The organism is Metabacillus rhizolycopersici, assembly GCF_020075705.1.
In genome coordinates, this window is record NZ_JAIQUM010000091.1 from 1 (window position 1) to 16,327 (window position 16,327).

The 16,327-nt window shown below is 37.5% G+C and carries 15 protein-coding genes; 10 read left to right on the forward strand and 5 right to left on the reverse strand.

Annotated features, from left to right (window positions below):
- Positions 1 to 380: 380 nt before the first annotated feature.
- From K9V48_RS23915 to K9V48_RS23930, 4 genes are all read left to right on the forward strand, one after another.
- Positions 381 to 1,262, forward strand: coding sequence for a 6-phosphofructokinase (locus K9V48_RS23915; protein ID WP_224141618.1), 882 nt, complete (start codon positions 381 to 383; stop codon positions 1,260 to 1,262).
- A gap of 4 nt (positions 1,263 to 1,266) precedes the next feature.
- Positions 1,267 to 3,291: a transketolase gene (tkt, locus tag K9V48_RS23920; protein ID WP_224141619.1), complete on the forward strand. Its 2,025-nt coding sequence runs from the start codon at positions 1,267 to 1,269 to the stop codon at positions 3,289 to 3,291.
- Between the two features lie 203 nt (positions 3,292 to 3,494).
- Positions 3,495 to 4,439, forward strand: a complete 945-nt coding sequence (deoR, locus tag K9V48_RS23925; protein ID WP_224141620.1) for a DNA-binding transcriptional repressor DeoR — start codon at positions 3,495 to 3,497, stop codon at positions 4,437 to 4,439.
- Positions 4,440 to 4,709: 270 nt separating this feature from the next.
- Entirely contained in the window at positions 4,710 to 5,234 is a 525-nt protein-coding gene (locus K9V48_RS23930; RefSeq protein WP_224141621.1) for a type 1 glutamine amidotransferase domain-containing protein, read from the forward strand.
- A 102-nt stretch (positions 5,235 to 5,336) separates the two neighbouring features.
- Here K9V48_RS23930 and K9V48_RS23935 read toward each other — a convergent pair whose 3' ends face one another.
- From K9V48_RS23935 to K9V48_RS23950, 4 genes are all read right to left on the reverse strand, one after another.
- Positions 5,337 to 5,744 carry a VOC family protein gene (locus tag K9V48_RS23935; protein ID WP_224141622.1) on the reverse strand — a complete coding sequence of 136 codons (408 nt, stop codon included), beginning with the start codon at positions 5,742 to 5,744 and terminating at the stop codon, positions 5,337 to 5,339.
- 214 nt (positions 5,745 to 5,958) lie between these two features.
- Positions 5,959 to 6,705 carry an amino acid ABC transporter ATP-binding protein gene (locus K9V48_RS23940; protein WP_308012617.1) on the reverse strand — a complete coding sequence of 249 codons (747 nt, stop codon included), beginning with the start codon at positions 6,703 to 6,705 and terminating at the stop codon, positions 5,959 to 5,961.
- A 15-nt stretch (positions 6,706 to 6,720) separates the two neighbouring features.
- Positions 6,721 to 7,380, reverse strand: a complete 660-nt coding sequence (locus K9V48_RS23945; RefSeq protein WP_224141623.1) for an amino acid ABC transporter permease — start codon at positions 7,378 to 7,380, stop codon at positions 6,721 to 6,723.
- Between the two features lie 95 nt (positions 7,381 to 7,475).
- On the reverse strand, positions 7,476 to 8,249 hold the full coding sequence (locus tag K9V48_RS23950) for an amino acid ABC transporter substrate-binding protein (RefSeq protein WP_224141624.1): 774 nt from the start codon (positions 8,247 to 8,249) through the stop codon (positions 7,476 to 7,478).
- A 322-nt stretch (positions 8,250 to 8,571) separates the two neighbouring features.
- Here K9V48_RS23950 and K9V48_RS23955 point away from each other — a divergent pair, with 322 nt between their 5' ends.
- Both K9V48_RS23955 and K9V48_RS29755 read left to right on the forward strand, forming a co-directional pair.
- Entirely contained in the window at positions 8,572 to 11,601 is a 3,030-nt protein-coding gene (locus K9V48_RS23955) for an efflux RND transporter permease subunit (protein WP_224141625.1), read from the forward strand.
- Positions 11,602 to 11,910: 309 nt separating this feature from the next.
- Positions 11,911 to 12,048, forward strand: coding sequence for a helix-turn-helix domain-containing protein (locus K9V48_RS29755; RefSeq protein ID WP_368858306.1), 138 nt, complete (start codon positions 11,911 to 11,913; stop codon positions 12,046 to 12,048).
- A 31-nt stretch (positions 12,049 to 12,079) separates the two neighbouring features.
- Here K9V48_RS29755 and tpx read toward each other — a convergent pair whose 3' ends face one another.
- On the reverse strand, positions 12,080 to 12,589 hold the full coding sequence (gene tpx / locus K9V48_RS23960) for a thiol peroxidase (RefSeq protein WP_224141626.1): 510 nt from the start codon (positions 12,587 to 12,589) through the stop codon (positions 12,080 to 12,082).
- Positions 12,590 to 13,045: 456 nt separating this feature from the next.
- Here tpx and K9V48_RS23965 point away from each other — a divergent pair, with 456 nt between their 5' ends.
- From K9V48_RS23965 to K9V48_RS23980, 4 genes are all read left to right on the forward strand, one after another.
- Complete coding sequence (locus K9V48_RS23965; RefSeq protein WP_224141627.1) at positions 13,046 to 13,879, forward strand: transketolase; 834 nt, start codon at positions 13,046 to 13,048, stop codon at positions 13,877 to 13,879.
- Positions 13,879 to 14,826, forward strand: a complete 948-nt coding sequence (locus K9V48_RS23970) for a transketolase family protein (RefSeq protein ID WP_224141628.1) — start codon at positions 13,879 to 13,881, stop codon at positions 14,824 to 14,826. The genes K9V48_RS23965 and K9V48_RS23970 overlap by 1 nt, the downstream gene beginning before the upstream one ends.
- Positions 14,827 to 14,872: 46 nt before the next feature.
- The gene (locus K9V48_RS23975; protein ID WP_224141629.1) at positions 14,873 to 15,631 is read left to right on the forward strand and encodes an SDR family NAD(P)-dependent oxidoreductase; all 759 of its coding nucleotides are present in this window, start codon (positions 14,873 to 14,875) and stop codon (positions 15,629 to 15,631) included.
- Between the two features lie 79 nt (positions 15,632 to 15,710).
- Positions 15,711 to 16,327: FadR/GntR family transcriptional regulator (locus K9V48_RS23980; RefSeq protein WP_224141631.1), on the forward strand; the 617-nt coding region annotated here is incomplete at its 3' end.

The following is a 16,327-nucleotide window of genomic DNA, read 5'->3' on the forward strand; positions in this document are numbered from 1 at the left end:
TTGAAATCATTTGGATATCACCTACATACAGTTAATAAAACCATTATAGAGTAAAAAGGCAGTTGAAAGTTCGATATAATCGAACTTTCAACTGCCTAATTTAATAATGGACTTTTTCAGTGGCCTCTGAATTGTAATGGTCGTTTTTGTTATTTTCTTTTAATGACTCAGATAGTTAGGGCTAATCTGGTCTAACCGTTATTTGTTGAAATTTAGCAAATTTAACTATTTATCTTTTTTATTATTTCGTATATACTAATAATATGACAAATGTTCAAATGTTGATGAACAAAATTTCTATCTAAAAAAGCTTATTATAAAATTTTAGAATTGTGACTAACTAAGGCGATTATGCTTTTGTTGTAAGGGGGGTAACGAAGATGAAAATCGGAGTAGTTCATTTTGGCTGGGCTTCGGCAGGTACAGCACAGATCGTCCGTTCCCTTATCGAAGGACTATCTTTACAAGAGACAACGATCTATGGGATTGAATGTAACAGAGTTTCGAAAGATATTGAACTTAAAGAAATGACTAAGAAGAGCTTCTCATCAAGTTTAGGTTCAGAAAGCTATGTACTAAGCACTTTTCCTCTTGACGTTTGGAACGAAAAATCTTTGGTCATTGCAGATGAATTATCAGCACTCGATAAGGTTATTGTATTAGGTGGAAATGAAGTTGAAACTAAACATCTTTCATCTAAGTTATTACACGTTCCTGTTAGTATTTTTAATAATGTTGAAGGATCTCAATTCACTCTAGGTTATGATACGGCTTTAAATGCAATTGTTGAAAACATAGAGTGTGTAAGGGACACGGCTAGTTCTTTGTCCTATGGAAAAGTAAGGGTCTTTAAGGTGCAGATTCCTGGTTTTGGTTCATCAAAGCTTTTGATCAATTCAGCGTTAGCAGTTGAAGCAGAGGTAATGACGAAGGCTAGTGAGGAAGAAATCGAGCACTTTAAGCAGCACATTAGAATGAAGCAAGCAAATCAAGAAGAATATACATTCATTTTGATGAACCATTCTATTGATCCTGCTTCAATTGACGGACACTTTGATGAGTTTGATCTTGATTGGAGAACGGTTGATATTGATGATTCTCAATGTGGAGGACCATATCCAACTGCATTTGATCGAGTGATTGCTAATAAATTGAAGAATGCAGTAATTGAGTGGAGTTTATCTAATGAACCATCTGCGCAATTACTGATTCAAGACAATCAAGTAGAGTTTAAAACTAACTTAGTTCTCGGAGGGATATAAGAAAATGAGTGAATTAACAGCAGATCTAACACAAATCGAAAAATTATCTATCGAAACGATTCGTACTTTATCAATTGATGCGATTGAAAAAGCGAATTCAGGACATCCAGGTATGCCAATGGGTGCAGCACCAATGGCTTATACACTTTGGTCTAAATTTATGAATATAAACCCATCAAACCCAAGCTGGTTTAACCGTGACCGTTTTGTTCTTTCTGCAGGACACGGATCAATGCTTTTATACAGCTTACTTCACTTAACAGGCTATGATGTGACAATGGATGATTTAAAATCATTCAGACAATGGGGAAGTAGAACTCCAGGTCACCCAGAATTCGGACACACTGCAGGTGTAGACGCAACAACTGGTCCACTTGGACAAGGAATTGCGATGGCTGTTGGTATGGCAATGGCTGAGCGTCACTTAGCTGAAACATACAACAAGCCTTCATTTGACGTTGTTGATCACTTCACATATGCAATTTGTGGTGATGGAGACTTAATGGAAGGTATCTCTTCTGAGGCAGCTTCTTTAGCAGCTCACTTAAAATTAGGACGTCTTGTTGTTCTTTATGATTCGAATGATATCTCATTAGATGGAGATTTAAATAAATCATTCTCTGAAAATGTTGAGCAACGCTTCACAGCACAAGGCTGGCAAGTAATTCGCGTTGAAAACGGAAACGACTTGAACGAAATTTCAAAAGCGATTGAACAAGCGAAACAAGACGAAAACCGCCCAACATTAATTGAAGTAAGAACAACAATCGGATTTGGTTCACCTAATAAAGCTGGTAAATCTGCTTCACACGGTTCTCCACTAGGTGCAGATGAAATTAAATTAACAAAAGAAGCTTATGACTGGACATTTGAAGAAGATTTCCACGTACCAAGCGAAGTGTATGATCACTTTAACAAAACAGTTAAAGAAGCAGGAGCAACAAAAGAAACTGCATGGAATGAGCTAGTAGCAGCTTACGGAAAAGAATACCCAGAGCTTGCAAAACAATTCCAAACTGCAATCAGCGGTGAGCTTCCAGAAGGATGGGATAAAGACATTCCTGTTTATGAAGAAGGTTCAAGCCTAGCTTCTCGTGCATCTTCTGGTGAAGTATTAAATGGAATTGCAAAAGGTCTTCCATCATTCTTCGGTGGTTCAGCTGACTTAGCAGGATCTAACAAAACAACAATCAATGGTGCAGGAGACTTCTCAAGCGCAGATTATGCTGGCCGTAACATTTGGTTCGGTGTGCGTGAATTTGCAATGGGTGCTGCATTAAACGGTATGGCTTTACACGGCGGTTTACAAGTATTTGGAGGAACATTCTTCGTATTCTCTGATTACCTACGCCCAGCAATTCGTTTGGCTGCATTAATGAACTTACCTGTAACATATGTATTTACGCATGACAGTATTGCTGTAGGTGAAGATGGCCCAACACATGAGCCAATCGAACAGCTTGCATCATTACGTGCAATGCCAAACCTTTCAGTTGTTCGTCCAGCAGATGGAAACGAAACAGCTGCAGCTTGGAAAACAGCAATTGAATCAAAATCAACTCCAACTGCACTTGTTTTAACACGTCAAAACCTAGACACAATCAAAGGCACAAAAGAAACTGCTTATGAAGGTGTACAAAAAGGTGCTTACGTTGTTTCACCAGCTGCGAAAGAAACAGCAGACGTTCTTCTATTAGCATCAGGATCAGAAGTTGGTCTTGCAATCAAAGCTCAAGAAGTTTTAGCTACTGAAGGTATTGAAGCATCTGTAGTTAGTATGCCAGCTTGGAATCGCTTTGAAGCTCAATCTGAAGAATACAGACGTTCTGTTCTTCCAAAAGAAGTTAAGAAACGTTTAGCAATCGAAATGGGTGCTTCACTAGGATGGGATCGTTATGCTGGTGATGAAGGTGATATCTTAGCTATTAACACATTTGGTGCTTCTGCTCCAGAAAGTCGCATATTAGCTGAATATGGCTTTACAGTTGAGAACGTTGTTGCTCGTGTGAAAAAACTTATCCAAGCATAAAATAATCAACAAGAGACAAGAGGCTGACGTTTAACTTAAATGTCAGCCTTTCTCTTTCATTTTGTAATAAAGATAATGAAGAAATAAATTGATATCTAGCTAGTACTTATCTCCTGAATAATCATAGGCGTAGAATACCTTGTTTATCGAGAATGAAAAGGTGCTAATGCTAGTCACTTAAATTAGAATTAGGTGCTGTAAAAATGGAAATGGATAAGCTTAATAAAATAATTGAAGTAGCGAGGCTTTACTATCAATTAGATTATAGTCAACAAGAAATTGCCAAAAAACTAGATGTCTCAAGACCAACTGTTTCAAGATTATTAAAGCAAGCGAAGGATTCAGGAATTGTTGAAATTAAGATTCATAATCCTGTTGAAGCGGGAGAAGAATTAACAGAACGATTAAAGACTAAGTTCGGTTTGAAGGAAGTGATTGTAGCTTCTGTTCCAGAGTATGACCACACACTTATTAAGAAGCATCTAGGTCAAGTAGGAGCAAGCTATTTGCATAAAGTGGTCAAAGACGATGATATCATTGCAACATCGTGGGGAACCACTATTTATGAAGTTGCAAAGACACTGACACCGAAACCAATTAGTAACACAACGATCGTCCAGTTAAACGGTGGTGTCAATCATTCAGAAGCAAAAACGTATTCTGCGGAAATTATTCATTTATTAGGTGCAGCATTTAATACGCAAACCTTTTTATTACCGCTACCAGCAATTGTTGATCATATCGTTGTGAAGCAAGCGATTGAAGCCGATCGACATATCCATAAAATTCTCGACTTGGGTAAACAAGCGAATGTCGCCATTTTTAGTGTCGGTATACCTGTTGTAGACTCGGTTTTATTACAAGCAGAATATTTCACAAAAGAAGATCAGCATCTTATCCAATCAAAAGCTGCTGGGGAAATATGCTCAAGATTTTTTGATAAAAACGGTGAAATTTGTGTGGAGGATTTAAACAATCGCACCATCGGTATTGAACTACACGAACTAGCGAAAAAGGAAAAATCAATCCTTGTAGCCGGCGGACCCAAAAAACTCGAAGCGATTTATGGAGCATTAAAAGGGAAGTATGCAAATGTATTAATAACCGATCAGCACACGGCAAGTTTATTGGTAGAAATGAGTAATTAGAAAGGCCATAGTCGGTAATAGACCACTCTGGCCTTTTTGTTATAGTGCGAGAGGGACGTAACGTACATACATATTTTTTGCTAATTAAGACTGCAAAAGAAGATTACGAACGTGGCAGCTGGCTTGTGTAGTTCGTGTTTATTTCAGTGTTAATTGAAGTGGGGCTCATAGGTATACTCACTATCGAGTGACCAGGTTGCTTCCACTTTTCAATTGTAATTACTTTGTAGATAAGGTAAGGTAAAAGGAAAATCAAGGAGGCAGGATCATATGAAACTAACAGGTAAGAAGGTTTTAAGTTTTGTTCATGAAGATTGTGAAGATTTAGAGCTTTGGTATCCGGTTCTTCGCTTGCGTGAAGAGGGAGCAACTGTCCATTTAGTTGGAGAGGATGCAGGATATACATATAAAGGGAAGTATGGAGTACCAGCTACATCTGACTTTGCTTTTAAGGATGTAGACCCTAACGATTATGATGCTTTACTTGTTCCAGGTGGGTGGGCTCCTGATAAACTTCGTCGTTTCAAAGAAGTTATCGATATTGTTCAACACATGGAAGAGAGAAAAAAGCCAATTGGACAAATCTGTCATGCTGGCTGGGTATTAATTTCAGCAAAAATCTTGAATGGAAAGACGGTAACAAGCACACCAGGTATTCGCGATGATATGGAGAATGCTGGTGCTACGTGGCTTGATGAAGCAGTTGTTGTAGACGGCCATTTGATTTCTAGTAGACGTCCACCTGACTTACCTGATTATATGAAGGCATATATTCAAGTATTGGAAGGTAAGTAAATAGTAGTTTAAAATAATGCTGTAATTGTCAGACTCTTAAAGTACATGGAATGTAATCAATACTACATGTGCTGTTGGGGTCTGATTTTTGTTAACCGGCTGTTAACAGTTCATATGTGGAGAAGCAGGGTCTAATTGCATAAATTCTATCCGATTGCCATCTGGATCTTTTGCCCAGCACTGTAAATTATGTGCTTTACCTCTTGCCGGTTCAATATCTAGTGTTATTCCGTTTTGTTTAAGATGATTTGCCATTTCATAAATATCATGTACCTCTAGACAAAGATGGTGAAAGCCAATCTGATTTTCAACTTCTTGAGGTTTGTGTGTGCCACCGTAAAAGAGCTCAATGAATTGCCCTTCGCTCACTTTAATATAGACTATCCAAGGCTTATCATGATCATCGTGAATCTCGAATGCTTTTTGAAGCCCTAAAATAGAACAATAAAAATGTAGTGATTTTTCCATATCCTTTACGATTAGTCCAAGATGTCCAATGCCCTTAATCAAAATAATCTCCCCCACTTTTTCGTTTATATACAATTCAGTATAGTCAGAAAATTAATAGGTTACAATCATTTACATACCCAGCTAAAAACAATAAAAAAAGGATAACTCAAAAGGGCGTATGAAGAACGACTTTTCGAGTTACCCACATTACGATTGAAATCTCAAGCAGTTCAATCGATCGTTTTATAGACACTTACTAGCGTCATTTCGTGAATTATTTTAAGCTTCTGTTCAAGAAGGCTTTTGTGCGGTCAAATTTTGGATTCATGAATAGCTCATTCGGATGACCGGATTCGATGATTTCTCCGTTGTCCATGAACATGACCTTGTTCGCTACTTCTTTGGCGAAGCCCATCTCATGTGTGACGACAATCATTGTCATGTGCTCCTTAGCAAGATCCTTCATAACTTGTAATACTTCTCCGGTCAATTCTGGATCTAAAGCGGAGGTAGGCTCATCGAACAAGAGAATTTCTGGGTTCATCATGAGCGCTCGTGCAATTGCGACTCTTTGCTTTTGACCACCCGAGAGATTGGCTGGGTAAGCTTGTGCCCGGTCTGAAAGTCCAACCTTCTCCAACAGCTCAGTGCTACGGCGTTGAATCTCTGCTAATGACTCCACCTTAGCCATTTTTGGAGCGATCTCGAGATTTTCTTTCACAGTTAGATGTGGAAAAAGATTGAAGTGTTGGAAGACCATCCCCATTTTAGAGGTGATTTGCTTGATCTCCTGTGGCTTTGAGTAGACTCCATCCATCACTAAATAATGACCAGATACAGCGATGCTGCCGCCGTTTATTTCTTCAAGATGAATGAGACTACGGAGCATCGTGCTTTTTCCAGAGCCAGAGGGACCGATCACTGCGATTACATCATTTTTATTGACATCAAACGTTATCTGTTTTAATACTTCTAATTCTCCATATGATTTTTTAAGATTAGATACTTCAATGATAGCCACGTTCATCACTCCTTCTTATTCAAATTTAAATTTTCGTTCCAGCCATTTAAAGAACATCGTCAAGATAAGCGTCATAATTAAATAAATGAGACCTGCAACAAAGAAAGGCATAATTGTAAAGTCGCGGTTTACAGCAGTCTGAGCAAAGTGTAACAATTCCGGTACGGCAACAGCATAAAGCAGCGCAGTATCCTTGACGAGTGTGACCGTTTCGTTTGAAACAGCAGGAAGTGCGACGCGGAACATTTGTGGTACGATAATTTTTGTCATGGTCTGCCATTTATTCAAACCGAGCACCTGAGAAGCTTCATATTGGCCTTTATCAATCGAAAGAAGACCACCGCGGAAAATCTCGGCAAAATAGGCAGCATAATTTAAAATAAAGCCTAAACATGCAGCGACAAAGCGGTCGAGAACCAAATATTCTCCAACGACAGGAAGCATTGGTAATCCGAAGCAAATCACTAAAAGCTGTAGCAATAATGGTGTACCACGCATTAAATAAACATAAGTTTGGGCAAGCCATGCAAGCGGCTTGAATCTACTTTTTACTGCCAATGTTAAGAGAAAGCCTAACGGAATCGAGACGACAATCGCAATAAAAAACAAGAGGACAGTCATCTGTGCTCCTTCTAACATCGGCTTAAGAATGGACATGAAATAATCTATGGACATGAAATAATTCCTCCAAAATAAAAAAGGTTGTCCTATAAGGGTATGACCCTTATAGGACAATCTCTTTGCTTCATTATTTGTTCAATAGGTGTATTTTACTTTAAAACCTTATCTTCGCCAAACCATTTTTTCGAGATTTCAGCAGCAGTACCATCTTCATTCATCTCATCAAGCGCTTTTTGAAGCTCCTGTAGCAATGCTTCATTGCCTTTTTTCACGCCTATACCATATTCCTCTGGTGCTAGCGATTCATCGAGTAGTTTAAAAGTACCTTCTTCTTGAGACATGTAATAGTTAATGACAACTTCATCAATCACGACTGCATCTACACGACCGTTTTTCAAATCACTTAAAGCTAAAACATTGTCAGAAAACTCGGTAATGGTCTTAATCTTAGATTTGATTGGATTCGCATCTAATGCATCAGAAGCTGAAGAAAGACCTTGAATTCCAACGACTTTCCCTGCTAAATTATCAAGCTTGGAAATGTTTGAATTAGCTAGTGTGACAACAACTTGGGAATTTTTTAAGTAAGGCTTTGTGAAAAGAACCTTCTCTTTTCGTTCATCTGTAATGGTATACCCGTTCCAAATAAGATCAATGCGTCCACTGCTTAGTTCTGATTCTTTTGTTTTCCAATCAATTGGTTGAAATTTAGCTTCTACGCCCATTTTTTCCATAGCCGCCTTGGCATAGTCAATATCAAAACCAACGATTTCGTTATTTTTATCTCTGAATCCCATTGGAGCAAATTTATCATCAATACCTATGATAAGTTCTTTGTCTTTTTCTTCTCCTGCACTTGAGCATGCAGCAAGTAGCGTGAACATTGCTGCTAGAGCAAGAATGATAGTAGCTAAACGTTTCATAAGGAAAAAACCTACCTTTAATATAATTTCATAACACTTTAGTACGTTAACACTTTATAAGATACCATAAATCTAGTAATGGGCATACCCCTAATTTTCTGCTTTTATTTTCCACTCTTATTTTTTAAGAAGAATACCGAAGCGACGGTAAATTTGATTACATAACAAATGAAGATTTTTTTAGAATACGTCTTAAGCCGTATAAGCTTTTACACCTTAAGTCATTTATCGCTTCCACTTTTTGTTATTAAAATAATGATTGTAGTTATTATGACTTAGTAGCGAAGAAGAAAAATGAAAAATGGAGAGGAGTTAACGAAAAATGTCTTGGATTACGAAATGGTCCTTTAAGAACAAAGCTGCTGTAGGCATTATGTCAATGCTTATATTAGTCATGGGGGTTCTAAGTTATTTTCGATTACCGATGGAATTTTTACCATCTGCTGATCAACCATTTATTTCAGTTGTTGTTATGGGAGAGGGACTTGATGCACGTTCGATGGAGGAGCAAGTGACAACCCCGATTGAAAAGGCTGTTGACAGTGTTAATGGCAAGGTCAATGTGTTTTCAACAACTGGTGATGGTTATTCAACTGTCGATATTCATTTGGAGTCAAAGGTGGATAAAAAAGAAGCAAAGCGTGAAATAGAAGATGCTTTAGCGACTGTACCGTTACCAGCAAATGTGATGAAGCCAAATATTGTGCAATTGAATACATCAATGATTCCAGTTTCATATATTGCGTTAACGTTTGATGGAGGAATTAATCCTGAAACGATTCAATATGCTGAAGATGAAATTGTCCCTTACTTTAAAAATATCGATGGTGTGGCGGAGATTCAAACGAATGGCACAATCCCTTCATATGTATCAATTAAATTAGATGAAAAAAAGATGGCTGAAAAGCAAGTGACATTTGAACATATTATGCCATTGCTTCAAGGGCATAATGTTGCAACTGCTGTCGGTGAAATCAATCTTGCCGGTAAAACAGCAAATATAAAAGTTGTTGGTGATGTAAATACAATTGAAAAACTTGAAAATACGGAAGTTATTCCCTCTGTATCTCTTAAGGATGTAGCAAGTATTTCAGTTGAAAAGCAAGAAAATAACCTTACAAGATTGAATGGTAAGGACGGATTAATATTCGTCATTACAAAGGATAGCCATTCAAATGCGGTAACGATTGGTAAGGAAGCTAAAAAGGTATCAGAAGAAGTAAATGCAAAGTACGATAACCTAGAATCGACTGTTGTATTAGCTACGGCTGATTCAGTAGAATCTTCCGTTACGAGTATGATTAAGGAAGTACTGCTAGGTGCACTATTTGCAACAATTGTGATTATGATTTTCTTACGTAATCTTCGGTCGACATTAATTACAATCGTATCGATTCCGCTGTCTTTAGGCTTTACATTATTCTTACTTGCTCAGTCAGGTGTAACATTAAATGTGTTAACACTTGGTGGAGTAGCAGTTGCGGTTGGGCGTCTTGTCGATGACAGTATCGTTGTGATTGAGAATATTTTTAGACGGGTACAAAAGGAAGAATTTTCGATAAAAATCGTAATTGATGCAACGAAAGAGGTAGTATCAGCCATTACGTCGTCGACGCTTACAACGGTGGCCGTATTTTTACCTCTAGGGCTATTAAGTGGGAGCTTACAAGACTTTCTCCTACCTTTCGCATTAACGATTACGTACTCACTCTTAGCATCCTTACTTGTAGCAGTAACTGTTGTACCAGTGATGAGTGCTAGCTTACTAAAAAATGCAAAATTGAAAGAGCACAAGCCAGCAATAAAATTTACAAAGTTTTTAACATGGTCTTTAAACCATAAATGGGTAGTGCTAGTGACTGCATTTATCATGTTCGCCGGATCAATTGGAGCGTATATGTTGCTACCTAAAGGTTCAGCTAATGAAGCAAAAGCAGATTATGTCTTTGTTTCATTAAAATATCCAAATGAAACACCAATTGAAAAAGTGAAAGAAGAGTCTATCAAACTTGAAGAATATATATTAAAACAAAAAGGAATTGATAATGTCTATTTGCAGCTAGGAAATTCAGCAGATGCTGCTAAATACGGTGCTGTTGGTAATCCGACGCAAACGCAAATTATGGCGATGCTTGAAGAAGATGCAGATTTAGGAGACTTTGTTGATACGATTAATTCACAAAAGGATGAATATAAAGATGCAACGCTAGAGGTTACAGAAGCTTCAATGATGGGTGGAGGTACGACGTCAATCACGATTGATGTCATTGGTGATGATGTAAATGAATTACTAACAATGGCGGAAAAGGTTCAAGCTGAAATAAGAGATATTGAAGGTATTGAAAAGGTGAGTTCGAACCAGGAAGAGACGAAATCGGTCTATTCATTTGTTGTCGACCCAAGTATAGCTAAAGCTGATCAAGTTGCGCAACAAGCTTCAATGATGCTGAATAAAACGCCGCTCGGCACGATTGAAATGAATGATGTACAAACAATGGTGATGCTTGAACCAATTTTTAACCCAGAGACTGAAAAAGAAATATCTGATGTTCCAATTATGACAGCTAGTGGAATGACAACCATTTCTGAGGTAGCGGAATTAAAGCAAACAAATGAACCAACTAGTTCCTTTCATAAAGATGGTGAGCAATATGTAAGGGTCACGGCAACAATCGATCCGGAAAAATTGTCAGTGATCTCAACAGAAGTGAACAAAAAGATCTTTGGTGATGGGACAGTTGAAGGATTAGAAATTCCTGATCATATCGAAGTGCTTGTAGGTGGAGCAAGTGTTGACCAGGCAAGTGAGTTCAATGATTTATTTATGACCATGCTTGCATCAATCGGAATTGTGTTCCTGATTATGGTCATTACCTTTAAAACAATTCGTGCACCGATTGCGATTCTTTTCTCATTACCACTTGCAGCAATCGGGGCAATACTAGGAATAATCATTAGTGGTATTTCTGTCGATGTTACGGCATTACTAGGAGCATTAATGTTAATCGGAATTGTTGTAACAAATGCAATTGTTCTTCTTGACCGTGTGAAGCAAAATGAACAAACAATGATGATTAGAGAGGCAATTGTAGAGGCAGCCACAGTCAGAATGCGGCCAATCATTATGACAGCTGTTGCGACGATTTCAGCGATGCTTCCACTCTTATTTAAAGAAGCTGAATCAGCCAATTTAGTATCTGCAAGTCTAGCAGTTGTTGTCATTGGTGGATTGAGTGTGGCAACGATCTTGACATTAGTCGTGATTCCGGTTGTGTATGAACTGCTCCATTTTAAAAAGGCAAAACGACAAAGACTTAGAGCGGAGAGTAATGGAAATACGTTGGATGTTTAATATAATGTAAAGGATGTTGAAAAGGGACAGACCGTGAGTAATGGATTTGGTTCAGAAGGACAACGTTTAACTAAACACAATAAAAGGCATCGGTCCTTAACCGATGCCTTTCTTAATTTATTTATAGATAATGATACTTAATTTTTCGATACGTCTAAGGGCTGTTCTTTCTTGTCTACACTGCTCCTATAAAGAACGAATAAAGGAGCGAGTCAAGATGAGAAAACGATTAAAAAGGCAATGATGGCGAAGAGAATTGCTGTTAGTCACCTAATTCTGCAAGGTTATTAAGCAATTCAAGTAGCAGAGCTGTTAATCGTACACCGCGAAACCATCTCAAGCTATGTGAACAAGTTTAACCATGGTGGAATGGAGGCTTTGTTACATCGTAAATACTCTCCCGGTAAAACTCCTTTTTTGTTACCAGAAAAGGAACATCCTCTTTGAATATTACACTCTGGTTCTAGGAATTATTTAATTAATTAGAAGCTATTACTGCTTCGATTGCTGCTTCAATTGCTGCTTCATAGTTTGGATGCTCTGTTACTTCATTCACATACTCAGCATATGTTACAACATCATTAGAATCTACTACAAAAACAGAGCGAGCTAATAGTCTTAATTCTTTAATTGCTACACCGAATGCTTCACCAAATGATAAATCTCGGTGATCTGAAAGGGTTTGAACATTCTCAATTCCATTGGAGCCGCACCAGCGTGTTTGAGCAAAAGGCAAATCTACACTAACTGTTAAAACTTTTACGTTATCAAGTTTTGTTGCTTCTTCGTTAAAACGGCGCGTTTGTGCATCACATACACCTGTATCAATCGAAGGAACCACACTGATTAAACGCACATGACCCTTTGAACTATCTAAAGTTACTTCGGATAAATCATTAGCTAATACTGTATAGTTTGGAGCTTTGTCCCCTGCTTTCACTTGACTGCCAATTAATGTTACTGGATTACCTAAAAATGTTACTCCCATGAAAAAATTCCTCCTTTTTTAATATATGTACGTGTTCATATTATCTTCAATATTTCGAAAATTCAATTACTTTATTTTTTCAAATTTAAGTAAATCAACAATAAAGAGGATAACTCTGAATAGTTTTTTCTTTCTGATTTCCTCTTTTATTTTTTTACATAAATATGACCATGTCCTTTTATAGATCCAGACTTGTAGTCCTATGTTTATTGAAAACTCCAGAAATAGAGCGTCTTTTATGGTGTGGAAGCTAGGTTTCTTTAAAATAAGGCAATGTAATGAATTTAAAGAAAATTCAGGTTGACAAATATTAGATTGTAGGTATACTTAAACTACAAGGTAACTTAGTAGACAAGTTAACAACGTAATAAGATGACAATGAATCATAGTAACAAAAATGTAAGCCCTTTAGCTAAGAGCTAAAAAGGCAAGTCATAATTTAATGAGGTGGCGTAGATGAAAAATATAAGTATCGAAGAATTGAAAGAAAAAGCAATTGAAATGAGAAAAACAGCTGTAACCATGATTCACGAAGCACAATCAGGTCATCCGGGAGGTTCACTCTCTGCAGCGGATATCATGACAGCGCTATATTTTAAAGAAATGAACATTGATCCAAACAATCCTACTTGGGAAGATCGTGACCGATTTGTTCTTTCAAAAGGTCATGTTTGCCCAATCCAATATGCTGCATTAGCTCTACTAGGATATGTCCCATATGAAACAATCTATACATTAAGAGAATATGGTTCGCCTTTTCAAGGACATCCAGATATGAAAAGATGCCCAGGAATCGACATTTCTACAGGTTCTCTAGGTCAAGGTCTTTCTTGTGGAGTAGGTATGGCGATTGCAGGTAAAAGAGATCAAAAAGATTACCGAGTGTTTTCTTTAGTCGGAGATGGTGAGTGTCAAGAAGGTCAAATTTGGGAAGCTGCTCAAACGGCAGTGAAGTATCAATTAGATAATTTAGTGGTGTTTGTAGATAATAACAGACTCCAAATTGATGGCTTCTGTGATGAAATAATGCCACTACAAGATTTAGAAAAGAAATTTGAAGCCTTCGGTTTTGAAACAAAACGTATTAATGGACATTCGATGGAAGAGATTGTTGAAACATTAGATGAAATTAGAGAATTGAAAAATGGAAAGCCAAAATGCATTGTCCTTGATACGGTAAAAGGTAGAGGCGTTTCTTATATGGAAAATATCGCTGATTGGCACGGGGTTGCTCCTAATGATGCAGAATATCAACAAGCAATAGAAGAAATCGCAGGAGGTTTAAAATAATGAGCGTACTAGAAAAAGACCTTACAGTAAAAAAAGCTACAAGAGAAGCCTTTGGTGATGAAATCGTAAAATTAGGTAAAGAGAATAAAGATATTTATGTGATTGATGTCGATATTGCAAAATCCTGTAAAACTAGCAATTTCATTAAGCAGTTACCGGATCAACATATTAATGTTGGAATTGCTGAGCAAAACGCTGCCGGTTTAGCTGCAGGACTTGCAACAACTGGTAAAATCCCATTTGTAAGCACTTACGCTGTATTTGGCTCCTTAAGAATGGCTGAGCAAATTAGACAAGAGGTTTGTTATCCGAATTTAAATGTTAAAATTGCTTGCTCTCATGGAGGGCTTACTCCAGCCAACGATGGTGGAAGTCACCAAGCGATAGAAGATATGGGGGTATTAAGAAGTTTTCCAAATATGACAGTCATTATGGGTGCTGACTATTTTTCTACTAGAAAATTAGTCGAACAAGCAGCAAAAATGTATGGGCCGGTATACCTTCGTTTTACGAGAGATACAGTTCCCGTTCTATATGATGAAAATGAAGAATTTACAATTGGGAAAGCCAAAAAAATTAAGGACGGTCAAGATATAGCGATTATTGCGAATGGGGATACTGTACGTCTGGCATTAGAAGCTACAAAGAGATTGGAAAAAGAAGGGGTTTCCGTAAAGCTATTAGACATGCATACGATTAAACCTTTAGATCGAGAAGCAGTCGTTGAATGTCTAGATATTGGCAAAATCATTACGGTTGAAGATCATAATATTTTAAATGGACTTGGAAGCGCTGTATGTGAAGTGGTGGCAGAAGAAGGAAGAGGAACAGTACGAAGAATTGGTGTTCAAGATCAATTTGGTCAATCAGCTCCGTACGAAAAGTTATTAGAACTAAATGGAATTACCGTTGAAAATATCATTAACACGGCAAAAGAAATTCTTTAATAGAAAATTAACAAAATAAATCTTAACTCAAGGAGAGAAAGAAAACATGTTTCAATTAAATGATAGAGTAGCAATCGTTACAGGAAGTGGCTCAAAAAAAGGGATTGGACGTACCATTGCACTAACACTTGCAAAACAGGGAGCAGCTGTTGTAGTTGCTGATTTAAATGCTGATGGAATTCAAGATACTGTTAATGCGATTCAAGAAGCAGGCGGAAAAGCATTAGGGGTAGAACTGAATGTAACGAGCAAAGAATCTGTTGATGCTATGGTTGAAAAAGTTCTAGAAGAGTATGGGCGTATTGACATACTTGTTAATAATGCGGGGATTTCACAAAAAGTTACTGTTCAGGATATGACGCTAGAAGATATGACACGCGTCTTTAATGTAAATATGTTTGGCTTGTTCTTATGTACTCAAGCTGTATTAGAGACAATGAAAAAACAAAAGTTTGGTAGAATCGTAAGCCTTTCTTCTGTATCTGCTAAAAGAGGAGGAGGGGTATTCGGAGGAGCACACTATTCAGCATCTAAAGCTGCTGTATTAGGATTCTCCAAAAATCTTGCTCGTGAAGTGGCATTGAATGGAATTACGGTTAACTGTGTTGCACCGGGGCTTGTTAACACAGATATTTGGAAATCACTTCCTGAAGAAGTGGCAAACAATGTCATTGCAGGAATACCAGCGGGAAGACCTGGAGAAACAGAAGAAATTGCAGCTGCTATTGCATTCTTAGCTTCTGAAGAATCATCGTATATTACAGGTGAAGAAATAGATATTAATGGTGGTTCACATATGGACTAATTGATATAGTCCATAATGGACAGGCATTCCAAGCAGGTATGCCTGTCAGCTATTATAAATGAACATAATACGGAAAGAAGTGGTAATGATTAATTTTAATCCAGTATCTAGCGAAAAGTTATATATGCAAATTTATAATCAAATTTTTTCGGAAATCCAATCAGGTTCATTTGCAATAGGTGATAAGCTACCAACTGAAAGAGAACTATGCGAACAGTTTGGTGTAAGTCGGGCCCCTATTCGGCAGGCTCTTAGTGCATTGGAATTGAATGGGATTATTTATTCCCGTCAAGGAGAAGGGGTTTATGTGAAAAGTAATCAGGTTATATCTGATCATTCTCAATCAGCCATCTTCTTTAAATCGATATCCCCAGAGGATATTGTTGAAACAAGGATGAATATAGAGCCTATTATTGTAAAATGTGCAGCTCAAAGAGCGACTGATGAAGACATAAAGGATCTTCGTTCGACCATCAAAAAGATGGAGGAAGAAACCAAGGCTGGCGTATATGTACCAGAAACAGATGAGCAATTGCACAATGGGATTGCGAAGGCATCTCATAACGATCTATTTATTAACATCATGACGGCTATTAGTAATGCAATGAAACAACAAGAAATGTGGAAATTTATTCGAGATCGAACGGTGACTCGACCAGACTATAGAGACGTTAATTTTAAAGAGCATCAATTACT

What these genes read in the sequence shown, in the direction of transcription:
- K9V48_RS23915 (WP_224141618.1), top strand. Translation starts at nt 381, where the DNA reads ATGAAAATCGGAGTAGTTCATTTTGGCTGGGCTTCGGCAGGTACAGCA.
- tkt (WP_224141619.1), top strand. Translation starts at nt 1,267, where the DNA reads ATGAGTGAATTAACAGCAGATCTAACACAAATCGAAAAATTATCTATC.
- deoR (WP_224141620.1), top strand. Translation starts at nt 3,495, where the DNA reads ATGGAAATGGATAAGCTTAATAAAATAATTGAAGTAGCGAGGCTTTAC.
- K9V48_RS23930 (WP_224141621.1), top strand. Translation starts at nt 4,710, where the DNA reads ATGAAACTAACAGGTAAGAAGGTTTTAAGTTTTGTTCATGAAGATTGT.
- K9V48_RS23945 (WP_224141623.1), bottom strand. Translation starts at nt 7,380, where the DNA reads ATGTCCATAGATTATTTCATGTCCATTCTTAAGCCGATGTTAGAAGGA.
- K9V48_RS23950 (WP_224141624.1), bottom strand. Translation starts at nt 8,249, where the DNA reads ATGAAACGTTTAGCTACTATCATTCTTGCTCTAGCAGCAATGTTCACG.
- K9V48_RS23955 (WP_224141625.1), top strand. Translation starts at nt 8,572, where the DNA reads ATGTCTTGGATTACGAAATGGTCCTTTAAGAACAAAGCTGCTGTAGGC.
- tpx (WP_224141626.1), bottom strand. Translation starts at nt 12,589, where the DNA reads ATGGGAGTAACATTTTTAGGTAATCCAGTAACATTAATTGGCAGTCAA.
- K9V48_RS23965 (WP_224141627.1), top strand. Translation starts at nt 13,046, where the DNA reads ATGAAAAATATAAGTATCGAAGAATTGAAAGAAAAAGCAATTGAAATG.
- K9V48_RS23970 (WP_224141628.1), top strand. Translation starts at nt 13,879, where the DNA reads ATGAGCGTACTAGAAAAAGACCTTACAGTAAAAAAAGCTACAAGAGAA.
- K9V48_RS23975 (WP_224141629.1), top strand. Translation starts at nt 14,873, where the DNA reads ATGTTTCAATTAAATGATAGAGTAGCAATCGTTACAGGAAGTGGCTCA.